Origin of the sequence: Streptomyces sp. NPDC001381 (genome assembly GCF_042895685.1) — a bacterium.
In the GTDB taxonomy this organism is placed as follows: Bacteria; Actinomycetota; Actinomycetes; order Streptomycetales; family Streptomycetaceae; genus Streptomyces.
Genome location: NZ_JBIAWO010000006.1, coordinates 102169 through 124135, shown reverse-complemented (window position 1 = coordinate 124135; position 21967 = coordinate 102169). Strand labels below are relative to the sequence as shown.

Annotated in this window: 19 protein-coding genes; 8 read left to right on the top strand and 11 right to left on the bottom strand. The window is 68.8% G+C overall.

Going from position 1 to position 21967, the window contains the following annotated elements:
• Nucleotides 1-62: 62 nt before the first annotated feature.
• Both ACFY2L_RS26505 and ACFY2L_RS26500 read left to right on the top strand, forming a co-directional pair.
• Nucleotides 63-1523: a glycoside hydrolase family 32 protein gene (locus ACFY2L_RS26505; RefSeq protein ID WP_390823598.1), complete on the top strand. Its 1461-nt coding sequence runs from the start codon at nt 63-65 to the stop codon at nt 1521-1523.
• Between the two features lie 27 nt (nt 1524-1550).
• A complete protein-coding gene (locus ACFY2L_RS26500; RefSeq protein ID WP_390823597.1) occupies nt 1551-4466 on the top strand; it encodes a discoidin domain-containing protein in 2916 nt (971 codons plus the stop codon).
• A gap of 606 nt (nt 4467-5072) precedes the next feature.
• Here the strand turns inward: ACFY2L_RS26500 and ACFY2L_RS26495 are convergent.
• A complete protein-coding gene (locus ACFY2L_RS26495) occupies nt 5073-5552 on the bottom strand; it encodes an HIT family protein (protein ID WP_390662165.1) in 480 nt (159 codons plus the stop codon).
• Between the two features lie 148 nt (nt 5553-5700).
• Here ACFY2L_RS26495 and ACFY2L_RS26490 point away from each other — a divergent pair, with 148 nt between their 5' ends.
• A complete protein-coding gene (locus ACFY2L_RS26490; protein ID WP_390662166.1) occupies nt 5701-6144 on the top strand; it encodes a DUF6228 family protein in 444 nt (147 codons plus the stop codon).
• Between the two features lie 303 nt (nt 6145-6447).
• On the opposite strand, the gene ACFY2L_RS26485 is transcribed toward ACFY2L_RS26490, so the two are convergent.
• Nucleotides 6448-6600 (bottom strand): hypothetical protein, encoded by a 153-nt coding sequence (locus tag ACFY2L_RS26485; protein WP_390823596.1) that lies wholly within the window; start codon nt 6598-6600, stop codon nt 6448-6450.
• A gap of 348 nt (nt 6601-6948) precedes the next feature.
• Between ACFY2L_RS26485 and ACFY2L_RS26480 the strand changes: the two genes are divergently transcribed.
• Both ACFY2L_RS26480 and ACFY2L_RS26475 read left to right on the top strand, forming a co-directional pair.
• On the top strand, nt 6949-7161 hold the full coding sequence (locus ACFY2L_RS26480) for a hypothetical protein (RefSeq protein WP_390662168.1): 213 nt from the start codon (nt 6949-6951) through the stop codon (nt 7159-7161).
• 646 nt (nt 7162-7807) lie between these two features.
• A complete protein-coding gene (locus ACFY2L_RS26475; RefSeq protein ID WP_390662170.1) occupies nt 7808-7990 on the top strand; it encodes a hypothetical protein in 183 nt (60 codons plus the stop codon).
• Between the two features lie 3 nt (nt 7991-7993).
• On the opposite strand, the gene ACFY2L_RS26470 is transcribed toward ACFY2L_RS26475, so the two are convergent.
• From ACFY2L_RS26470 to ACFY2L_RS26440, 7 genes are all read right to left on the bottom strand, one after another.
• Nucleotides 7994-8143, bottom strand: coding sequence for a hypothetical protein (locus ACFY2L_RS26470; protein ID WP_390662171.1), 150 nt, complete (start codon nt 8141-8143; stop codon nt 7994-7996).
• Between the two features lie 41 nt (nt 8144-8184).
• A complete protein-coding gene (locus ACFY2L_RS26465) occupies nt 8185-8457 on the bottom strand; it encodes a hypothetical protein (protein WP_390823748.1) in 273 nt (90 codons plus the stop codon).
• A 209-nt stretch (nt 8458-8666) separates the two neighbouring features.
• Nucleotides 8667-9773 carry a histidinol-phosphate transaminase gene (locus ACFY2L_RS26460; RefSeq protein WP_390823595.1) on the bottom strand — a complete coding sequence of 369 codons (1107 nt, stop codon included), beginning with the start codon at nt 9771-9773 and terminating at the stop codon, nt 8667-8669.
• Nucleotides 9774-9776: 3 nt separating this feature from the next.
• Nucleotides 9777-10796, bottom strand: a complete 1020-nt coding sequence (locus ACFY2L_RS26455; RefSeq protein WP_390662173.1) for a 3-oxoacyl-ACP synthase III family protein — start codon at nt 10794-10796, stop codon at nt 9777-9779.
• Nucleotides 10793-11446, bottom strand: coding sequence for an SRPBCC family protein (locus ACFY2L_RS26450; protein ID WP_390662174.1), 654 nt, complete (start codon nt 11444-11446; stop codon nt 10793-10795). The genes ACFY2L_RS26455 and ACFY2L_RS26450 overlap by 4 nt, the downstream gene beginning before the upstream one ends.
• The gene (locus tag ACFY2L_RS26445) at nt 11418-13190 is read right to left on the bottom strand and encodes a thiamine pyrophosphate-binding protein (RefSeq protein ID WP_390823594.1); all 1773 of its coding nucleotides are present in this window, start codon (nt 13188-13190) and stop codon (nt 11418-11420) included. The genes ACFY2L_RS26450 and ACFY2L_RS26445 overlap by 29 nt, the downstream gene beginning before the upstream one ends.
• Complete coding sequence (locus ACFY2L_RS26440; RefSeq protein ID WP_390823593.1) at nt 13187-14209, bottom strand: GlxA family transcriptional regulator; 1023 nt, start codon at nt 14207-14209, stop codon at nt 13187-13189. Before ACFY2L_RS26440 ends, ACFY2L_RS26445 begins: the two co-directional genes overlap by 4 nt.
• Nucleotides 14210-15266: 1057 nt before the next feature.
• Here ACFY2L_RS26440 and ACFY2L_RS26435 point away from each other — a divergent pair.
• Both ACFY2L_RS26435 and ACFY2L_RS26430 read left to right on the top strand, forming a co-directional pair.
• Nucleotides 15267-16121 carry an ASCH domain-containing protein gene (locus tag ACFY2L_RS26435; protein WP_390823592.1) on the top strand — a complete coding sequence of 285 codons (855 nt, stop codon included), beginning with the start codon at nt 15267-15269 and terminating at the stop codon, nt 16119-16121.
• Between the two features lie 58 nt (nt 16122-16179).
• A complete protein-coding gene (locus tag ACFY2L_RS26430; protein ID WP_390823591.1) occupies nt 16180-16788 on the top strand; it encodes a hypothetical protein in 609 nt (202 codons plus the stop codon).
• An 18-nt stretch (nt 16789-16806) separates the two neighbouring features.
• Here ACFY2L_RS26430 and ACFY2L_RS26425 read toward each other — a convergent pair whose 3' ends face one another.
• Both ACFY2L_RS26425 and ACFY2L_RS26420 read right to left on the bottom strand, forming a co-directional pair.
• Nucleotides 16807-17340 carry a hypothetical protein gene (locus ACFY2L_RS26425; protein ID WP_390823590.1) on the bottom strand — a complete coding sequence of 178 codons (534 nt, stop codon included), beginning with the start codon at nt 17338-17340 and terminating at the stop codon, nt 16807-16809.
• A 571-nt stretch (nt 17341-17911) separates the two neighbouring features.
• Nucleotides 17912-18568 (bottom strand): TetR/AcrR family transcriptional regulator, encoded by a 657-nt coding sequence (locus ACFY2L_RS26420; RefSeq protein ID WP_390823589.1) that lies wholly within the window; start codon nt 18566-18568, stop codon nt 17912-17914.
• A gap of 128 nt (nt 18569-18696) precedes the next feature.
• Here ACFY2L_RS26420 and ACFY2L_RS26415 point away from each other — a divergent pair, with 128 nt between their 5' ends.
• Nucleotides 18697-21918, top strand: a complete 3222-nt coding sequence (locus ACFY2L_RS26415; protein ID WP_390823588.1) for a bifunctional cytochrome P450/NADPH--P450 reductase — start codon at nt 18697-18699, stop codon at nt 21916-21918.
• Nucleotides 21919-21967: the final 49 nt, after the last annotated feature.

Genomic DNA, 21967 nt, shown 5'->3' with positions numbered 1-21967 from the left:
CCGCCCCGCCGAACCGAGGGCCGGCGGGGCGGGCACTACCTGAACCACCGAAAGGCACGCGTGTGTCCACCTCACCCAGCGATCCGCACCGCCCCGTGGCGCACCTACGCCCGCCCCGCAACTGGATCAACGACCCCAACGGGCTGGCTTTCCACGACGGTCACTACCACGTCTCCTACCAGTACAACCCGTACGGTGCGACACACGCGAACCTGCACTGGGGCCACTTCCGCAGCCCCGACCTGCTGAGCTGGGAGCCGCTGCCGATCGCCCTGACCCCGACGCCCGGTGGCGTGGACTCCGACGGCTGCTTCTCGGGCAACGCCATCTCCGACGGCGACCGACTCGTCGCCTTCTACTCGGCGCACCGCGAGGACCGCTCGCCCCAGCACCAGCCGGTCACCTGCGCCGTCTCCCACGACAGCGGCACGACCTTCAGCCCGCGGGGCGAACTGCTCATCCCCGAGCTGCCCGAGGGCTGCACCATGTACCGCGACCCCTACGTCTGGCGGGACGGTGACGGCTGGCGGATGCTGGTCGGCGCCGCCCTCGCGGACGGCCGCGCCGCCGCCCTCCTCTACGACTCGCCCGACCTGGAGAACTGGACCTACCGAGGGCCCTTCGCCACCCGTCACCCGGAGCCCATCTGCGGCACCGAGGAGCTCACCGGCGATGGCTGGGAATGCCCCCAGTACCTCCCGGCAGCCAGCGGACTCGGCGCCCTCATCTTCGGTACCTGGACCGAACCCACTGGCCCGATGCGCGTCGCCGCCCTGATCGGCGAAGAGCACGACGGCCACTTCCAGGCCGGCCCGCCGGCGTGGGCGGACCACGGCCCCGACTGCTACGCACCCGCCCTGCTGCGCGCACCTGGCGGCAGATGGCTGCTGTGGGGCTGGTCATGGGAAGCCCGCGACCAAGCCTGGGCCGTCGCCGGCGGATGGGCCGGAGTCCTCACCCTGCCCCGCGAGATCCACGTCGACGTCGACGGCACGCTGCGCCAGCGGCCCGCCGCCGAACTGCTCGCCCTGCGCGGTGCGCACACCGTGCATGCCGGGGGTGCGACCCATGGCCCGGAGCCGGTGGACCTCGGCGACGTGGGCCGTGCCTTCGACTTGACGGCCCGTCTGGAGCCGACCGGGAACGCCGGCCTGCGGCTGCTCACCACCCCGGACGACTCCGAGTACCTCGACATCCGCCTCGATGCCGATGCCGGCGAACTGGTCGTCGACCGCGACCACGCCTCCCTGGACAGCCGCGCCCAAGGCGGCTCCTACCGGATGCCCTGCCCCACCAGCCGGTCCGTCGACCTGCGTGTGGTCGTCGACCACTCCATCGCCGAGGTCTTCCTGACCACCACCGGCCAGGTCCTCACGCTGCGCTTCTACCCGACAGGGCAGAGCCCGTGGCGACTTCAGGCCCGCACCGCACCGGGTGCGCGTCTCGGCTTCGCGGTCGACGCGTGGGAGCTGCACCCACTCGTGATCAAGACGCCGAGCACCGGCGCCACAGAGCAGGACTGAACAAACAGGTCTGAAGGAGGATCCTCAATGAGCTCGTACGGTCTTGGACGACGTCAGTTCCTCACCACCGCCATCGGCGTCGCCGCCTGGACCCAGGTTTCCGGCAACGCCGCCGCCTCGTCACGCAGTTCGTCTGTGCAGGTCTGGCTGACCGACATGTCGGCCAAGAAGTGGGTCGTCGGCCAGAGCGATGTGCTGTTCCGGACGAGGGACACGGACAACCCGTTCACGATCAAGGTCGACGACAGCGTCAAGTACCAGAAGATCCAGGGCTTCGGGGCGGCCATGACCGACTCTTCCGCCTGGCTCATCAACAAGCTGTCCACCGCTGACAGGGCGAAGCTGATGGAGAAGCTGTACGACCCCTCGAAGGGCATCGGTCTCAGCCTGATCCGCACGCCGATGGGCGCCACGGACTTCAACGCGTCCGGTAACTACTCCTACGACGACATGCCGGCGGGAAGGACGGACCCGACCCTGTCCAACTTCTCTGTCCAGCATGACGAGAAGTACATCATTCCGGTATTGCGGCAGGCTCTCGCACAGAACCCGTCCGCCAAGATCATGGCCAACCCATGGAGCCCGCCAGGCTGGATGAAGACCTCGGACTCCATGATCGGAGGCACCCTCAAGAGCGAGTACGCTTCCACGCTGGCCGACTACTTCGTGAAGTTCGTCAAGGCCTACGGCAAGGCCGGTGTGCCCATCTCCTACATCTCGCCGCAGAACGAGCCCATGGGCACGCCGAGTTGGCCCGGCATGTTCCTGTCCGCCTACCAGGAATCCGCGCTGATCCAGGAGATCGGCCAGGCATTCGCGGCCAACGGCATCTCCACGAAGATCCTCGCCTGGGACCACAACTGGGATGTGCCCTCGTATCCCGAGACGATCTTCAGCGACCCCGCCGCCTCCCGGTACACGGTCGGCACCGGCTGGCACATCTACAGCGGCAACCCGACGTACCAGACCCTGGTCCACAACGACTTTCCGGGCAAGGAGACCTACATCACGGAAGCCAGCGGCGGCGTCTGGCAGGGCGACGATGAGACCGCGTTCAATGACGCACTCGGCACCTGGATCATCAAGGGCATGCGCAACTGGGCGAACGGCGTGACGCTCTGGAACACAGCGCTCGACCCCGACTTGGGGCCGCTCAACAGCGACACCAATGGCATCCCCATGTGCCGCGGACTGGTCACGGTCGATCCGGGCAGCGGGCAGGTGTCCTACAACGTGGACTACTACGCACTCGCTCACGCCAGCAGGTTCGTGAAGCCCGGAGCGCATCGCATCTACTCGAACACCTTCGGGGAAGGAAGCATCGAGAGCGTCGCGTTCCAGAACCCGGACGGCTCGAAGGTCCTGATCGCGTACAACTCGGGGACCGCGGCGAAGAACTTCAGCGTGGCGGACGGGACGCAGTCCTTCGACTACACCCTGAACGCCGGTGACGCCGTCACGTTCACGTATTCCGGTCGGCGCAGCGGCGGTACCCCGGCGGCGACCAACGTCTCGGATCCGACCCATGACTTCACGTTCAAGTCATCGCTGGGGCCGATGACGGTCACGTACGACCCGGCACTCCTGCCTTACCAGAACGCAGTCCGCACCGGAAGCAAGCTGCTCACGTACTCACTGCCGATCGGAGCGGCGATCCGGACGCCCGGATCCTCACTGAGCCGTGGCAGGTGGACCGCCACGGCCTCGTCGAGCCCGGACTGGGGTGCGGCCTCGAACGCGATCGACGGCGACATCAACACCCGGTGGAATCTCGGCCAGGGGACGACCAGCGGTGCCTGGTTCCAGATCGATCTGGGGAGCCCGACGACCTTCGACAAGATCGTCTTCGCCACCGGAGAGAGCAACTCCTTCGACTACGTCACCAAGTACCAGGTGTACGTCTCGGACGACGGGGCCGACTGGGGCAGCGCGGTCGCGAACGGCAGCGGGAACATAGGCAGGACAGCCGTCACGTTGCCGGAGCAGACGGCACGGTACATTCGCATCGTCTGCGTCGCGGCATCCGGTTTCTGGTGGAGCATCGCTGAGATCAGCGTATACGGATCCTCGAGCGGCACCGGTTCGATCGCTGCGCCCACATCGGTGCCCAAGGGGCTCCAGATGAAGACCTGGACCAGTCCGGAAGGGGCGCAGGTCACTGCGGTATTCAATGGAACCGTCGGCAGCCAGAGCTTCTCGGTGTCCGCCGACGGCTCGTACACTTACACGCTGCCGAGCGGGACGTCGGCGATGTTCACCACACAGAACCTGTCCGGCTTCCCGGCGCCGGTCTTCAGCAGTCTGAAGCCGAAGCAGGGCATACCGCGCGCCAAGTTCACGATCAGCGGTTCTCACTTCGGTGACGCACAGGGGCTGGGTACGGTGCGTTTCGGGAAGCTCTTCGCCGAAATCGACAGCTGGTCGGACACGAGCATCAGCGCGTACGTGCCGAGCGGGCTTGCGGTGGGGACGTACAAGGTCTCGGTGAACGGCGCCGGCGGAGCGGACGCGGGTTCAGCATCGTTCGACGTCATAGACCTGGGCCCCGCGCTGTCGCGGACGGGCTGGACAGCGACGACCTCGGACACAAGCCCGTACAACGACGGTCCCGCGAACATGCTGGACGGCGATTCCGGCACCCGGTACAGCTCTGGAACGGGCCAGTACGACGGTCTCTGGATCCAGGTCGACATGCAGCAGACCCAAACGTTCGACAAGATCCTGCTGGATTCCGGCAGCAACATCGGCGACTATGCGCGAAGCGCGGACGTGTACGTCTCCACGAACGGAACCGACTGGACCAAGGTCTCTTCCATAACGGACGGCCAGCGGGTCGAACTTGTATCCTTCCCGACCCAGACAGCTCGCCACATCAAGGTCGTCAACACTGGCAACGTCGCGAGTAACTGGTGGTCAATCGCAGAATTGACCGTCTACAGCTGACCTCGGGCTTTCACGCGAGGCGGTCGTCCGCTTCATCCTCGCCTCACGCCTCGCCTGTCTGGAGTGGTGGCTCACCGAGAGCCCCCAGAGCGCACCGGAGAACATCGACAAGATCTTCCGCACCCTCACCCAGCCCGGCATGGAGGCCGACGGACGGTGACCGGCATCCCGGCACACTCAAGAGGCTCGCGCGGGCAGGCGTGGTATCCGTTGTGGGCGCAGGCGGCGTCGTACCAGTCGCCGCCGACGCCGGCCGGTCCGGCGGCGGTCCCACCGCGGCGCCGGAGAACGGGGTGAGGTCGGCCCTCAGCCCCCCCGGTCGACCAGCTACCCGATGAGCTGCTCGTCGAGCGCGTCCTGGCGCTCGGCCGCCGGCTTCACACCGGCGGCCTCGGCTTCGCACTCCGTGGCGTGAATCGTCACGTCACACATGCGGTGCTTCCTCTTTCCGGGCCCGCCGTGAGGTGCGTCCGGGAACGGCCCGCCGCTTTGTCCCCAGGGCCATCCCTGACGTGGTTCCGTTGCGAAGGACTCCGTGACGTCCAGCGAACGTCACTGATCCTCTGGCCCGCCCCCGCCGACCTGAGGGTCGGCGGGCCCTCACCGTCAGTCCGTCGAACGCAACCGGTCCAGTTCCCTGCCGATCGCCTCCCGCAGCACATCATGCTGCGAACCGAGTCTGAACCGCTCGTCACTCCACCGCTCACGCGGATACAGCCACACAGGCTTGCCCACCAGCTCGGCCGGCTCCCATGCGAAGCGCGGCCAGACATGGGCATGCAAGAACGGATCCGTGTTTCCCAGGATCTCCAGGTTGACCCGGCGGAAATCAGGGTCCAGCTGCCGACAGACCCGCTCAACCGCTTCCCCGAGTCGGTCCATGTCGGACAGAAACGCCAGCCGCTTGGCCCTCGGCAGGTCAGACAGCCGCTGAACGTTCAGTGCATCCACGAGGAGAACCGAGTAGCCCGGCAGGAACTGCACATCGCCGATCACCGCAAAACCCGACTCAAGCCGCCGCAACACGGTCGGGTTCTCACCCCGCAGAGCAGCCCCGATCCTGTCCATCCGCCAGTCACCAGTCATGGCCCGAACCTATCCACAGATGATCGCGACCTCCTCTTCGCTCCCACCCTCCCCACTCACTTCAAGGGTCGAAGAAGCGAGGCCAGGAGCGACTCCGGCCATTTCAGGGTGAGGCTGCACCCGGTGCCGCCTCCCTTCACCTGTTGGCGTGATCGACTACGACGATTCCGGCCTCCCCGTGGTCCAGGTGGGAAGTCCCGGTCCCGCTCACCCGCTGCTCTCCGAGCCGACCCGTCCGTTTGCGGGTGAACCGACACTCGATTTCCTCCTCAGGGCATGCGGGCCCTGGGGACATGTTGAAACCTCGGTGCAGACCTGGGCCGGCGACGGTCTCGCCGCCTTCTTCGCCTCACTCGCCGAAGACTTCAGGGGCTGGGCAGGAGCACGTACCTGGCATTCCCTCTGCTACGACCTGACCCTCGCAGCCGAACACCGCCCCGGTGGCCACGTCCATTTGACCTGGGGCATTCACGACCGGGCACCCGCCGAGGAGTGGCGCTTCGAGACCACCACGGTGCACGCGGCAGGCGAGGACATACGCGTCCTCGCAGCCGGCATCCAACACACGTTCATCGCGAGCGTCGCGGAGTAGCCGAAACGGCGCATCAGCCGATCCGCACACATGAGGCCATGCCTTGAGCGGGTGATTCGCGAGTGAATGTCTGTTTCGAGCTCGGGGTTGGGCGAGGCGGCCTGTTGGAGGGCGATGAGGCCGGGCCGCGTTCGCGTCTTTGGGTGCAAGCGACTCGGCTGACCGCCGTTCCCGGTCTGCGTAGTGGGGTCGCGGTGATGCTTCGAATCGGAGTACGCCGCAGGTAATGGATCGAACAGTCCGCTTCCTGCTGGATATCCCGGCCGAGAGCCGGTCCCGTCGGCCCTCCGAGCCGCAGTCTGGCTACGACGTTGCGGCCTTGCGCTCCCTGCGGGACCGAAACCACGAGCCCAGGAACCAGACGGCCACGATCGACGCGGACGTCACCGCAGTGTTCAGCCAGCCCTGGTAAATGCCTGCGAGGCCGGTGACGAAGCGCATGACGATGGTGAACACGACCCAAATCATCAGCCATCGAGCCGTCTTGGCCATTCGCCTCTGTTCTCGCATAGCGCGAGCATATCGGTGGGCCTGAAGGAGAGCAGGTCAGTCGTCGATTCGTCGTGTTCCACACGAACCGCAGGCGGTCTCGCTGTCGGACACCTGCCGACGACATCCTGGGCGGTGAAACGCTGGCGGCCCTGAAGGCGGCACGGTCGGCGGAGTACTGGTCGGCCATGCCCAGCGTCGTCGCACCACCTCAATAATCCTCATGCGTCCCATAATGCGTATGCACCGACTCCGTCACCAGGGGACCTGACGTCCGAATCAGATAGTGAGTCTCGGGTTCAAGAACACCTACTGATGCTGTTCGACAACGCCCTCGACTGCATCGAACAGCCTGACAACGAGATCCATCAGTCACTGGGCATGGTCAATCTCGCCCCGCCCGACTGGTTCGCCGCCTTCGACCCCGAGCAGGTCCGCGACCCCGACCGCGGACCACGGCCGGATGTCCGGCGCACCTCACGCCGATGCGGCGCCGGACGCGTCCACAGGAGGCGGCAGGGCGCGTAGGCGTTCGCGGAGATCGGCCACGTACTCGGCGGGGCGGGCGGCGAGCAGGCCCTCCAGTCGCTGCAGCCGGGTGCGGGCGGTACCCCGTCGAGGACGTCCAGGGCGCGCTGAGCGGCGTCGGACGGCTGGTCGGAGGCCCTCGGTACAAGCTGTGCTCGTCGGGCCGCGCAAGGGACGTTCTGACTTGTCGGGTGACAAGGTGTTCGACAGCATCGATCACTTCACGGACATCGGGCCGCCCCAACAAGTCGAGGTCCGCGAGTCGAGGTCCGCGAGGGCGGCCGCAGCCCTGCACTGTCAGCGTTCCTTCTTCGCTCACATGGATGCGTCCGGAGACCGTGTCGCCCGAGAAGGCAGGAAGACGCACCGCAACACTGCGCGCCCTCCACGACGAGCGCGAAGGGAACCTCGCCGCGGCCGAGCGGCACCGCACCGTTCCACCACATCGCCCTGGACGTGCCCGCTGGTCCCGCGAGCACTGCGCGCGCCTTGCCGACCTCGGCCACGAGCGCGGCCTCGACCTGTAGGGGCCCGTGGACGACGCCTCGCTGGGCGCCATCGCCGCGCGGCGCGAGGAAACCTCCGAGGCGCTCGGGCGGCGCCCGAGCCGGCCCTGCCGCTCCTGCACGACCTGTGCGACCTGCACGTGGCCGCGCCCCGCACCTCGCTGCCATGGGAGATGCTGGCGCAGGCCGCCGCGCAGGCCCTGCGCGACGAGGAACTGCTCGCCCTGGCGGCGAGCCACTGCCACCCGCAGACGCCGCGGCAGATCCGCTGGACGGACACCCTCCTCAGGGAGCAGGCACCGCAGGCCCGGACCAGCAGGTGAGGGTCACGGTTCGGGCAGGTCGGTCTCCTGCTCGTCGTAGTCCTCGCCCTCCGCCTGGGAAGGCGTCGTACGGTCCGGTTCGGTCGGGACGTCGTCCGGTTCGCGTTCGCCCTCGGCCTGGGACGGGGTCGGCATCGGGACGGGCTCGGTCATGGTCGCCTCCTGATCACAGGGACGATCCCCGGGTACCCCGGTCAGCGCACGGGATGCCCGCTGACACGGAGAGCCGGTCGAAGGCTTTGACGGTGACCGCCACCCAGATCACCACCGAGATCTGCTCCTCGGTGACGACCTCCCGGGTCGTGGCGTACGCGGTGTCCCGGGCGGCGTGGTCGGCTGGGCAGGTGGTCGCCCGCCTGGGCGAGCGCGGCCCGCTCCTGCGGCGTGATCAGGTCGGTTCGCCAGGCGGCCGGCACACCGAGTCGCCGGGGCGTCTCACCGGCGTGCACGGCCGCCTTGGTGTGCACGCCGAGGCAGCAGGCGCAGCCGTTGAGCCGTGACAAGGCCCCCGCCGTGACCGGCCTCGTCGTCGCCCTCCTCTGCCGCGCAGGTTCACCAAGGCTCGACGAGGATGCGGACCAGGCCCGCGTCCGTCGGCGGCCGTGGCGCGCACCGCCTCCGACGTCGGGACCAGGGCGTGGTAGGCCTTCGGGTGCAGGAACGCCGCAGGCAGCCGTCAGGACCGGCGCATCCGAGGTCTCCGCCCGCTCACCGGCAGACGACGGTGACAGGGAGCGACCGCCTCGTCCGCCGGTGTGTTCGGCGCACGCCTGCCTGACACCCCGGGGCGTCCCACCTCCGCCAGCGCGGCGATCACGGCGTCGTTGGCCTGCCGGCCGCCGATGGTGATCCGGAGCCCCTCGCCGGGGTGGTGGCGTGCCTGAACACCGGCCGCGGTGAGTGCCATGGCCCCCTCGTCGACCGGACCGGGTGCGGGGACCCAGAGGAAGTTGGCGTGGCTCGGGTGCACGCGCCAGCCGAGGCCGACGAGTGCGTGCCACACCCGTTCGCGTTCGGCGACGACGGCGTCCACGCGTCGGCGCAGCTCGCCGCCGGCTCGCAGCGAGGCCTTGACCGCCGCCGTGGCCACCGCGTTGATTCCGAAGGGCAGTTGTTGCCGGCGGATCCGCGCCACCAGCTCGGACGCGCCGAGTCCGTAGCCGACCCGCAGGGCGGCAAGGCCGTAGGCCTTCGAAAAGGTGCGCAGGACGAGCAGGTTGGGATGCGAGTCCAAGAGCGCGGGCGTGTCCGGCAGGGCGGTGTGGCGGGCGAACTCCACGTACGCCTCGTCGAGCAGCACGGTGACGTGTCGGGGAACCTGCCGCAGGAACGCCGACAGCGCGTCGGCGGTGACGAGGCTTCCGGTGGGGTTGTGGGGATTGCACAGCACCACCACGCGGGAGCGGTGGTCGAGCGCCGTGAGCAGGGCGCTCAGGTCCTGGTGTCCGTCCGGCGACAGGGGTACGGGGACGGGGTGCGCGCCGGCCATCGTGGCCAGCAGGGGATAGGCGTCGAACGTGCGCCAGCCGTGGACCACCGTGTCGCCGGGTCGGACCACTGCCTGGAGCAACTGCAGGGCCACCCCCACCGATCCGCTGCCGACCACGACGCGGTCGGAGGCCACCTGGCACCATGCGGCGATCCGCTCGGTGAGGTCGTCGGGATGGAACTGCGGGTAGCGATGGGCCTGCGCGACCGCCCGTTGCATCGCCTCGCGCACCGAGGGCAGCGGGGGATACGGGCTCTCGTTCAGGGCAAGTCGGTGCGGTACGGGGATGTCCATCGCTCAGTCCCGTCCGCCGTGCCAGCGGACGGCGACGGCACCGGCGAAGTCGCCCGCGTGGGCGAATCCTGCGAGCACCACCAGGTCGCCGTCCTCGACCTGCCGGGAGCCGATCGCGCGGTCCAGGGTGATCGGGATCGCCGCGCCGAACAGGTTTCCGTACTCGTCGAAGGTGTTCAGGTGCCGTTCGGCCGGCAGTTGCAGCGCCTCGCGCCAGTTCCGCAGAAACGTGCGGTTGGGCTGGTTGGTGATGAGGACGTCGATGTCGGTGGTCGCCACGCCGATCCGCCGGCACAGGTCCGCGACCACTTCGGGGACGAGGCGGTTCCCGCGCGCCAGGACCCTGGCGACACTGGAGTCGGTGAATCCGATCCGCAGCTGGGACTCTCCCGGCTCCCAGTACTTGCGTCCGTCGTCGACCGCCACGGTCATGTCCCCGGCGTACGCGCCGATGTGCCGGGTCTCCACGTCGAGGACCGGCGTGCCGGCCGACTTCGTCACATATCCCACTCCGCAGCCGTCGCCCGGGATCGCCGCCTGTGCGAGCCTGCGCACCTCGGACTGGGTGAAGCACTGGCCCGCCGCGCTCTGCGCGTTGCAGATCAGTGCCGTCTTCGCATCGGTGGTGGCAAGGATCTGCCGGGCCAGCTTCAGCATGTACACGAAGGACGCGCAGCCCGCGTTGGCCACGTCGACGAGCCACTCCGGGTTCAGGCCCAGCCGGCGTGCCACCTCGGTGCCGGCGCCTGTGAACGGCAGGTCCGGCAGCTGGCTGTGCACCAACAGCACGTCGACGCCCCGGATCTCGTCCCTGCCGTGCCGTTCGATCAGGGGCTGTACGGCGCGCTCGACCATGTCCGCGTTGGTCTCGTCCGCGGCCACGTGGTGCCGTGACGGCGGGACCTTGAACATGGGGTGGTTGCGGAGCTTGTCCTCGGCTCCGGGGTACTCGGTGTAGAACTCCGCGGGCACCGGAGCGCCGGGCAGGTAGCTCGCGACGTCGGTGAGACTGACCGGGGTCACCGCGCCACCGCCTTACCCGGGGCCACGCTGACCGGCAGGCCGTTGCGGTGGCGGTGTTCCAGGATCGCCTTGAGGTTGTTCATCTCCACGGTGTGCCCCGCGTAGAAGAGGTCCCAGTAGTCGCCCACCCAGGGCCGGTCCGGGCGGGGGGCCCTGTCGGGGTGCGGGTTGGCGTCGTAATAGGGGTGCCGGCAGTTGGTCCAAGTGATCACCGATCCCGGCTTGTCGAGCACCAGGCGGGCCGGTACGACGCGCATCAGGTAGATCATCCACAGCTTCTCGCCCTGGTCCCACGAGCAGTGGTAGTCCACGGTCATCGCCTCGGGGTTGGCGACGACCTTGCAGTAGATCCTGGTGTCGTCCTCGAGCCGGTCGTACCCGACCCACAGCCCCGGCGTACCGGAAGGCGCGAAGTCCCGCAGGCTGCAGGTCCACTCCTCCAGGTGGTGCCCCTGACGCAGGTAGCCGTAGGCCTGCTCAGGGGGGCAGTCGACGTACTCCTGGATGGTGCAGTACTGGCCGTAGACCTGATGGTGGGGGTAGACGGCGTGGGTGAGCTCCATGCAGTGCGCGGTCAGCTCATCCTTGCCGGGGTTCTCGATCCGCATCAGACCGGGGACGTCAGCCAACGTGGAGGACTCCTTGCTCATCTGAACTCTCCTTGCTGTCGGCACCGTTGGTGCTTTCGGTGAGGTCGGTGAAGGGCCGGAAGGGAAGGAACGGCGGGATCTCCCGCGGGTCGCAGTCCACCGCGACGAAAGCCGGGCCGCCGCCCGCGTTGCCGCGCAGCAGCGTCGTGCGCAGCTGCGCCGCGTCACCGGCCCCTGTGGCCTCAAGGGACGGGAAGGCAGCGGCCACCCCGGCGGCGAGGTCGGTCCGGCCGAACAGGTCGTCCCGGCGGACGCCGCCCTGGAGGAATTCCTCACGCAGCGCGCACATGGCGTGCGCGTTGTTGTTGAAGATCACGAAGGTAACGGGTGCGGCGTACTCCACAGCGGTGTGCACTTCCATCCCGTGCATGAAGAAGGCCCCGTCTCCGGCGAGGACGTAGGTGCGTCGACCGGTGGTGAGCGCGGCGCCGATGCCGGCACCGAAGGTGTAGCCCATGCCGCCCATGCCGACCGCGACCACGAACCGGCCGCGGCGCGGTGCCGGGAGCAGATGGATGGCGCTGGCTCCTGCGTTGCCGGCGTCCACGAAGACGTGGGCGTCCTGAGGGAGTGCCGCCTCCACCGCGGCAAGTGCCTGCGCATAGGGGATGGTTCGCCCCGGGGCATCGGAGAGCGGGCTCGGCATGGGGGCGGGAAGGGGGCCGGCGTGCGGTGGACAGGCACGTGGGCGGGGCGGCAGGCGGGCGGTCACCGCGTGCAGGACGTCCCGCATGTTCCCGTCCAGCGTGGTGGCTGCCACGAACGGCGGTTGGGGGCCGAGGCAGACGACGTCGGTGGCGGCGAGGGCCCGGTCGAGCCCGCCGCGTGCCAGGAGCGGCAGCCGGGTTCCGACCAGCAGGCACACGTCGGCTCGCCGCAGACAGTCTTCGACGTTGGCGTGGCCCATCACCCCGGCCACGCCGGCGAATCGCGGATCACGGTTGTCGAAGACGTCCTTGGCGTCCGGGGTGACCGCCACCCATGCCCCGAGGCGCCGGGCCAGTTCGGCCAGCTCCGTACGCGCGTCCGCGGCGGCGAGATCCTCACCGGCGATGACGAGGACGCGGCCGGCCCCGCGGAGGGTGTCCGACACGGCGGTGAGCGCGGCTGTGTCGAGCCGCGCCGCCGATGCCGTCGGCGCCGGCACGCGCGGTGTCGGGGCTGTATCGCGGCCGGGCAGCGGGATCTGTGCCTGCTGCACGTCCTTGGGCAGCAGCAGTACGGCCGGCCCACGTGGATGGGCCTGGGCCGCCGCCATCGCCCGGGGCAGCAGCTGCGTGAGCGAGTCCGCGTCGTCCACCCGTGCGCAGAACCGGGAGACGGGTGCGAAAACCTCCCGGGCATCGAAGGAGCCCGCCTTGCCGCTGGAGTCCTGGAACGCCCCGTGACCTTCCTGGCCGGTCGGTGGCTGGCCCACCAGGGCCAGCACGGGCACCTGCGAGGCATGGGCTTCCGCCAGGCCCGGGACGAGATTCATCGCCCCGCCGCCCGAGGTGGCGGCAACGACGCCGATGCGCCCGGTGGTGCGCGCGCATCCGTCGGCCATGGTGACGGCGGAGAACTCGTGCTTGGCGACGACGCCGCGGACGGCACCGCAGCGGTGAATGGCGTCGTACAGGTCCTCGATGTTCGCGCCGCCGACGCCGAATACGTGGGTGACGCCGGCCCTGGCGAGTTCCGCGGCCAGATGGTCGACCAGGCGTACCGTCTTCGCCTCGGGTGAGTTCGAGGCCGTGCTGGTCATACGGGGCTCCTGTCCCTCTCGTGGTGCCGGTCGATGAGGCCGGATGGCGAGATGACCTGAAAGCGGTGCCGGTATTCCTTGGGGGTGAGCCCCAGGGTTCGTCCGAAGGAGCGGAAGAAGGTCTCGGGGGCGGCAAATCCGCAGCGGCCGGCTATCTCGCTGATCGTCAGATCGGTGGTTTCCAGCAGTTCGCGAGCGCGGGCGATACGCGTCCGCTCGACGTACTGGCCGGGTGTCGTGCCGACCTCGCGCCGGAAGACCCGGGCAAAGTTGCGCTGACTCATGTTGGCCTGCCGGGCGATCTCCGCTACGGGCAGTGGGTTGTGCAGGTTGCCCAGAATCCACTCCTGTGCTGCCCTGATCGGCGGATGGTCGGCCAACTGGGCGTCGAGGACGGCGCTGTACTGGGACTGTCCTCCGTGCCGCTTGAGAAACAGCACCAGGAAACGTGCCGTCTCCAGCGCGAGCGTCGCACCGTGATCGGCCTCCACCAGAGCCAGCGCCATGTCGATGCCCGTCGACACCCCCGCAGAGGTCACGAAGGGTCCGTCCCAGACGAAGATCGGCTCGGCGTCCACCGTCACGTCCGGATAGCGGCCGGCCATTGCTTCGCTGTACGCCCAGTGGGTGGTGGCGCGTCTGCCGTCGAGAAGGCCGGCCTCGGCCAGCAGAAAGGATCCGCCGCATACGGAGGCGACTCTGCGCGACCGGGCGGCCGCCCCGCTGATCCAGGAGACGAGCCCCCGGTCCCGAAGTGCGCTGTGGAGACTCCAACCGCCCGGCACGAGGAGCGTGTCGATCGGCCCCTGCCCCGCCTCCAGGGGTGAGGCCTCCATCACCACTCCGGAACTCATGCGCACCAGTGGTGCGTCGGCGGAGACGAAGTCGACGACGTAAGGGGGGCTGGCGCTCGAGAGGTCGAGGAGCCGGTTGGCGGTATCGAACACTTCAATCGGTCCGGTGATGTCCAAAGCCATCGCGCCCGCGTACACCACCACAACAACACGTCGCTTCAACACAGTCACAGCCTGTATCGACCGTCGTACTGGCTGCAATGACAGATTATTGACGTATCCGGCCAACAAGCGGTCGGTGGACCGGGAATCGGGGGGCTGGCCAGGCAGTTCGTGTGTCCGGGCCGACAGTGTCGGGTGAGGCAGCTCACAGGGCGTCGATGCGGTGCGCCAGGCCCTCCGCTTCGGACCGCGCCGTCGCGGCACCTCCCCGCGCCGCAGCTCATTCGGCGGCCGGCAGCTGTGCCTCACGGAGACTTTTGTTCATTCTTCAACCCGACGCCACATCGGCGAGCAGCTCGTTGAGCGATTCCACATCGGCTCTGCTCTGGGCGCCCTACTTGGTTTCGAATCACCCGCCGGTGATCCCGCCATCTGCCACAACGCCCTTTGCCGACCGGCGGGAACGGGCGAGGCTGCTCCCATTCGGCATCCGGCAGGTCACCCCGCCCCATGACCACGTGAACGATTCGCCAACGGAGTAGTCACATGATCGGTGGACGGCGACAGCCCTGCCGGCCTCGCTGCCGAGGGCCGCGTGGTCATCGGTCGCTCAGACCTGGGACTTCGAGTTGGCGGAGGCTCACTCCGCACCATCCAGCCGACTCCAGGCACCTGCCAGGGCGCACGGCACCGCAGTGCAGCACCACGACAGCTGCCGAATGCGCGGTCTCACAACCCGGTGTCCGCCGCGCGCCGCCTGTGCCAGGCCCGTTCGCGGCAGGAGGGAGAGCAGTACATTGCCGAGCAGGATGTTCGACCCCGATCGTCCACGACGCGCCGCACTCCGGGCAGTTGGACGTCACACCGGCCTGGACCGCCTCGGCCCTCGCTCCCGCCCGCCGCATCCGCCGCCAGTGCCGTGACCGGCACGGTGACGAGCAGAACACCGCCGAGGCCTTCACCGAAGGCGTCAACGGACCACCGCACCCCCGGCACAACCTCGGCCCGCTATCGTCGTCCGTGACCACGACCAGCCTCAGCCGGGGCGCTCCATCCCTGCCCACGGGACCACCATAGGGGTCCAGCCAAGGTAAGCCGAAACCCTGTGGAGCCCACCTGCATGGCGTGGAATGCTCTTGGGCGACTGCTGACGGAAGGGAAGGTCGCAAAGGTGTACGTCCCGTCATCTGCACGAGCTCTCGATGATGACGAGCGTGAGCTCGTGGAGTTGGCACGCCGCACCATAGACGCGCAAACCGACGCCGGGCCCGACGAAGACGGGATCCACACGGTGGGCGCCGCGGTCATGGCCGCCAACTACCGGATGTTCGCCGGCGTGAACCTCTACCACTTCACCGGCGGACCCTGCGCCGAACTCGTGGCTCTGGGAGCCGCGCGAGCCCAGGGCGCCCGCCAGATGCGCTGCATCGTCGCCGTGGGAAACCACGGGCGCGGGGTCATCGGCCCGTGCGGGCGTGATCGGCAGGTCTTCGTGGACTACTACCCCACCATGCGCGTCATCGTGCCCACGCCCGCGGGGCTCAGGTCCGTTCTCGCCGCAGATCTCATGCCGCTGGCTCAGCAATGGACCCCGGAGGCGGGCATGAACGGTCTCGACCCATCGCTCTGCCAAGACCCCGAGGCCGGTCCCCCGATCATTCGGTTCAACCCCCGCTACCTCGAAGTCGTCCGCTCCGGCGCCAAGACCAAGACCACCCGCTTCCGGGACCCGGCCCAACTCGGGTCGGCCCGGCTGGTGTTCGAGAGCGACCCCGAAGTCGTCCTGTCGGCAGAGGTGACCGGCATCAGGCACTGCCTGGTCAGCGAACTCACCAACCAGGACGCCCAAGCTGAGGGGCTGACGACGGCAGCCGAACTCCGGGAAGTCCTCAAGGGCCACTACCCAGGTCTGGCGGTATCCGACGAAGTCGACGTCGTCACCTTCCAAGTCAACGACAAGGCGGGCGCCGCTTAGACCGCGGATGCGCCGACGACGACTGGGCCACGAGGTGACGACGAGCACTGAGGGCGCCATGATCATCCCACTGCCCTGTTCGGCTTACCTCGGCTGGACCGCACATATGGACGGCATCGGCGTTCGTCCGCCCCGCGCCGCCGTGGCAGAGATGCTGCGGATGCTTGGCCCCATACCGCCGAGGACTGGACGGTGCCGGCGGGGCCGCTCGAAATGGACCTGCTGGCAAACAGCAGCCCACATCGGCCACGACCTGCTGGCCTACGCTGGGCAGCTGGCAGCACAGCCCGCCGACGCCTACCTTCCCATCGACCTGAGCGTTCGCCCCGCTGCCTCGCCGGTGGAAGTACTCCAGGTCGTCACCGCCTGCGGCGGACTGCTCGGCAGCGCCCTGGCCACAGCCAACCCGACTCTGAGGGCCTGGCACTGGGGCCCGTGCGACCCCGAAGGGTTCGCGGCGATGGGCGTCGCCGAAACCCTGCTGCACACCTACGACATCACGCAGGGACTGTCCGTGGACTGGCTGCCGCCGGCGCCGCTGAGCGCAGCAGTGCTCGACCGGCTCTTCCCCGCCGCCCCACACGGAGACCCCACCCAGGTACTCCTCTGGTGCACCGGCCGCGGAGAACTCGACGGCTTCCCTCGCCAAACCTCATGGAGGTGGTAAGCAGCACGATCGGACTGATCAAGCAGACCCCGGCGAACGTTCCCAGCCGTGTTCCGGCTGGTCTGCATGTCGGGTGAGCTCTGCCGCGATGCGTTGGCTGCTCTTCAGGATGGCCGTTTCCGCGGAGGCTGAGGGCCAGACGGTCAACAGATAGCGCTCGATGGGGTCGGAGGCGGTGCCGTCGGGGTTGGTGCTGCGGCCGTGTGCGTGGACGCGGATGCGGTAGCGGCCGGGGCCAGCAGTGGCCAGGTTGGGCGGGTCTTCGGCGGGGCCCAGGTCGAGGGACTCGACGAGGAGCCGGCCGGACTGGCACAGGACGCTGACCTCGACGATCTCGTCCCAGCGGGCATGGTCGGTCTCGTGGGGCGGGGTGTCTCGTGTCTCGGAGGTCACCTGGACGTCGCCTGTGCGGATGCCGGTGAGGATGATGGCGCCGTGCGACATGGGAGCGGCCAGGCCGTTGGACCAGTCGGCCGTGTCCACGGGGATGTCTCCGCCGTCCAGGACGCCGAAGGTTCCCTCCGCGACGAAGAGTCGTTGGGGGGCGCTCATCTGGTGGGCCTCTCCTTGCCGGGGATTCGGCGGCAGCCCGGGGGCTCGGGCTGCGATCGTAAGTCGGTTTGCTTCCCCGTCGGTCTCGGACACTGCAGTCGCTCCTGGGCTTCCTCACGGCCCCGGTGCAGGACGACTCGAGCGGGTGCTCCTGGCTCTGGCCCGCCGGCACTGGGGTGCCGAACGCGTCGTGGCGCTCCTGGCTCCGGTCCGGAATACGGCGGCGGACATCCTGGAGAGGGGCCGGCGGGAGGGGGCCTTCCACTCCTACCTGCCGCCCGTGGCGCTCAGCAGCGGGACTGGAGGCGCTGACGGTCGCCCTGCTGGAAGGCATCAACGACGGCGTACTGGAGGATGACGCCGTCCCGATCGTCATCGCCGCCCTGATCGCGCCGGGGTGCCGGACAACAAGCCAGTGCCATGGTCGTCGACGCCGCTGTCACGATCAGCGCCGAGCCCGGTCCCGACGATGGGGTCTGACGGCGGTCGCTTCCGCTCCATCGCGCCGCGCGGCACTGCCGGACCAGGACGAGGAAGCTGAACCCGAGCCCGCCGTGGCCGCCTCTCCTCTTCATCCCTTCGCGCGGGTGCGCGCGGCGTGGTTTTCCACGCCCGCGATCGCTGCGGCCAGTGCACAGCTGAACATCGCGTCGATCACGTCGTTCGAGGGTGCGGTTGCCTCCTTCGCCTCGGGCTCGGCCGCGGCCGGGGGGAAGGCGCTCCACCGCTGCAGCGCTCCGGTCAGTTCGCTGACCAGCAGACCCGTGAAAACGGCGCGCAGTGTGGCGGCGACGCGGGGGATCTCCAGGGCGGGCAGCTGAGCGGCGGCCAGTGTGTCGGTCAGTCCACGCCAGAACGGGTCGTCCGGCTGGATGAAGTCCGCGCGCCCGAAGGAGTACCCCATCAGCTTGGGGTGACGGTGCGCCAGCGCGCGGAAGTCCAGGGCCAGTTGGCGCAGCCGGTCCTGCCAGGGTGCGTCCTCCCGCTCCGGTGTTCGGAACTGCGATCCGACGCGTTCGGTCACGCCGCGCAGCACGGCGTCCTTGTTCGGCACGTGGTGGTACAGAGACATCGGGTTCGCGTCCAGCGTCGCCGCGAGTTTACGCATGGTCAGCGCCTCGACACCGTCGGTGTCGATGAGTTCCAGCGCCTTGGCGTAGATGCCGTCCTGGGTGAGCGGTACATCCCTCTTCCTCGTCCCCCGCGGAGGCTTCTTTGGAGTTTCCATACGTCGTATGGTACCACTGAAGCAGTTCCATACGGCGTATGGAAACCGGGGTCCTGCTGCCCGTCGGCGGCTCCCGGCATGCACAGCGCCCTTGCCCATCCCGCACTCTCCGCACGAAGGAGCAAGCCATGACCACGCAACCCGTGACCGACCTGCGTCCCATCCGATCCCCGCGGGGCGTCCCCCTTCTCGGTCACACGCCGCAGATCCCCGGCACCAACCCGGTGGAGTACTTCGGCGAGCTGTCCAAGCAGTTCCCCGAGGGCATCTACGGCTTGGACATCGCCGGTGTCGAGCAGATCTTCGTCTACGACCCGGACCTGGTGGCCGAGGTCTCCGACGAGACGCGGTTCTTCAAGCAGATCGAGAAGACGCCGCTGCAGCATGTCCGCGACTTCGCGGGCGCGGGGCTGTTCACGGCCCACCAGCACGAGGAGGAATGGGGCATGGCGCACCGGATCCTCCTGCCGGCGTTCAGCCAGCGGGCCATGAGGGCCTACTACGGGCAGATGCTGGAGATCGCCCGGAACCTGGTGGGCAAGTGGGAGCGCAAGACGGGTCAGCCGGTCAACATCACCGACGACTACACCCGGCTGACGCTGGACACGATCGCCCTGTCGGGGTTCGGCTACCGGTTCCGGTCCTTCGACAAGGAGGAACTGCACCCCTTCCTCAACGCGCTGCTGGGCGCGCTGGTGGAATCGCTGCGGCGCTCGCAGGAGCTGCCGATGATGACCAGGCTCCGCAAGTCCGATGCCAAGAAGTACGGCGAGAACATCCAGCAGATGCGGGACCTGGTCGAGAGTGTGATCAAGGAGCGCCGCGAGGGAAAGGGCGGCGGTGAGGAGGACCTGCTGGGCCTGATGCTGGAGGCCACCGACCCGGAGACCGGCAAGCTGCTGACCGACGACAACGTCCGCGACCAGGTGCTGACGTTCCTGATCGCCGGTCACGAGACCACCAGCGGCCTGCTGTCGTTCGCGACGTACTCGCTGATGCGCAACCCGCACGTGCTGGCCCAGGCGTACGCCGAGGTGGACCGGCTGATGCCAGGTGACACGGTCCCGGACTACGACACGATCATGCAGCTGGACGTCATCCCGCGGATCCTGGACGAGACCCTGCGCCTGTGGGCTCCCATCCCGGCGTTCGGCAAGACGGCGCGGGAGGACACCGTCATCGGCGGCCGCTACGAGCTGAAGAAGGGCGCGAAGGTCCTCATCCTGGAGGGCCCGCTGCACACCCACCCCAAGGCGTGGGACCGTCCCCATGAGTTCGACATCGACCGGTGGCTGCCGGAGAACCGGGTCCAGCAGCACCCGCACGCCTACAAGCCGTTCGGCAACGGCCTGCGTGCCTGCATCGGCCGGCAGTTCGCGCTCACCGAGGCCCGCCTGGCCCTGGCGCTGGTGCTGCAGAAGTTCAAGTTCTCCGACACCGGCGACTACAAGATGGACGTACGGGAGGCGCTGACGCGCAAGCCCGGCAACTTCGAGCTGATCGTCCGCCGTCGTCAGGAGCACGAGCGGACCGTCTTCGGCGCCGCGGACGTGCAGGCCGGCGACACGCAGGCGCAGGCAGCGGTCAGCGGTGTCGGGGTGAACCTGACCGTCGCCTACGGCTCCAGCCTCGGCTCGTGCGAGGACCTGGCCCGCACCATCGCCGACCGCGGCGAGCGCTCCGGCTTCGGCACCACCCTCGTCAGCCTGGACGAGCTGGGAGACAACCTGCCCACCGAGGGCCTGCTCGCCGTCGTCGCCGCCAGCTACAACGGCAAGGCGCCCGACAACGCCCAGCGCTTCGACGACCTGCTCGCCGCCGGACTGCCCGAGGGCTCACTGGCGAATGTGCGGTTCGCGCTGCTGGGCGCCGGCAACACCCAGTGGGTGGCCACCTACCAGGCGTTCCCCCAGCGGATCGAGGAAGGTCTGCTGGCCGCCGGAGCCACCCCGGTCGTCGAGCGCGGCATCGCCGACGCCGCCGGAGACTTCGACGGCATGGCCAGTCGCTGGATGGACACGCTGTGGGCCACCCTGGCCGAGGAGTACGCAGCCGACACCTCCGAGGCGAGCGGCCCGCGCTACCAGGTCCAGCTGCTCACCGAGGCCGATGTGCGCCCCGCCATCGTCTCCGAGCAGGCCTACCCGCTCACGGTGGTGGCCAACGAGGAGCTCGTCAGTGATGCCACTGGGCTGTGGGACTTCAGCATCGAGCCGCCGCGCCCGTCCGCGAAGTCCATCACCGTCGAGCTGCCCGAGGGTGTCACCTACGACACCGGCAACCACCTGGCCGTCTTCGCCAAGAACGAACTCGCCCTGGTGGAGCGCGCACTGAGGCGGCTCGGCGTCGAGTACGACCAGGTGCTCCGGCTCGACCAGCCCTCGGGCGGCCGCACCCACCTGCCGGTCGGCGTCCCCGTCACCGCCGGCATCCTGCTCACCGAGTTCCTGGAACTGCAGGACGTGGCCACCCGCTCCCAGATCCAGACGCTCGCCGAGTACACCCAGTGCCCGTGGACCCGGCCGCAGCTGGAGGCGTACACGGCCGACACCGAAGAGGCCCAGAAGCGGTACCAGGAGGACATCCTGAACAAGCGCGTCTCCGTGCTGGGCCTCCTGGAGCGCTTCCCCGCCGTCGAACTGCCGCTCGCGGTGTTCCTGGAGCTGATGGGCCCGATCCGTCCCCGCTTCTACTCCATCTCCTCCGCCCCGCTGGGCAACCCGCGCCAGGTGCGCCTGACCGTCGGCCTCCTCGAAGGCCCCGCGCTGTCGGGCGACGGCCAGTACCGCGGCACCTGCTCCTCCTACATCGCGGGCCTTCAGCCCGGTGACGTCATCTACGGCTACGTCCGCGTTCCCTCCCCGACGTTCGCCCCGCCCGCCGACCCCGCCACGCCCCTGATCCTCATCGGGCCCGGCACCGGCATCGCACCCCTGCGCGGCTTCCTGGAGGAACGCGCCCACCAGTACGCGACCGGCACGCGGGTCGGCCTGTCGCAGGTGTTCGTCGGCTGCCGCCACCCGGAGCACGACTACTTCTACCGCGACGAGATGGAGATGTGGGAGCTGTCCGGCATCGCCCGCGTCCACACCGCCTTCTCCGCGGTGAGCGGGCACCCGGCCCGGTTCGTGCAGAACGCCCTCGCGAACGCATCCGAGGAGGTGTGGCAGGCGCTCGAGGACGGCGCCTACGTCTACGTCTGCGGTGACGGCCGCCGCATGGCACCCGCCGTACGCGAGGCCCTCGCCGCGATCCACCGCGAGCACACCGGCGGCGACGACGAGGCCGCCCAGCAGTGGCTGGCCCGGCTGGAGGCCGAACAGCGCTACCAGCAGGACGTCTTCGCCTGACCTCCGTTCCCCGGGAGGCGTGCGGCACCCCCTCCCTGGCCGTGCGTCT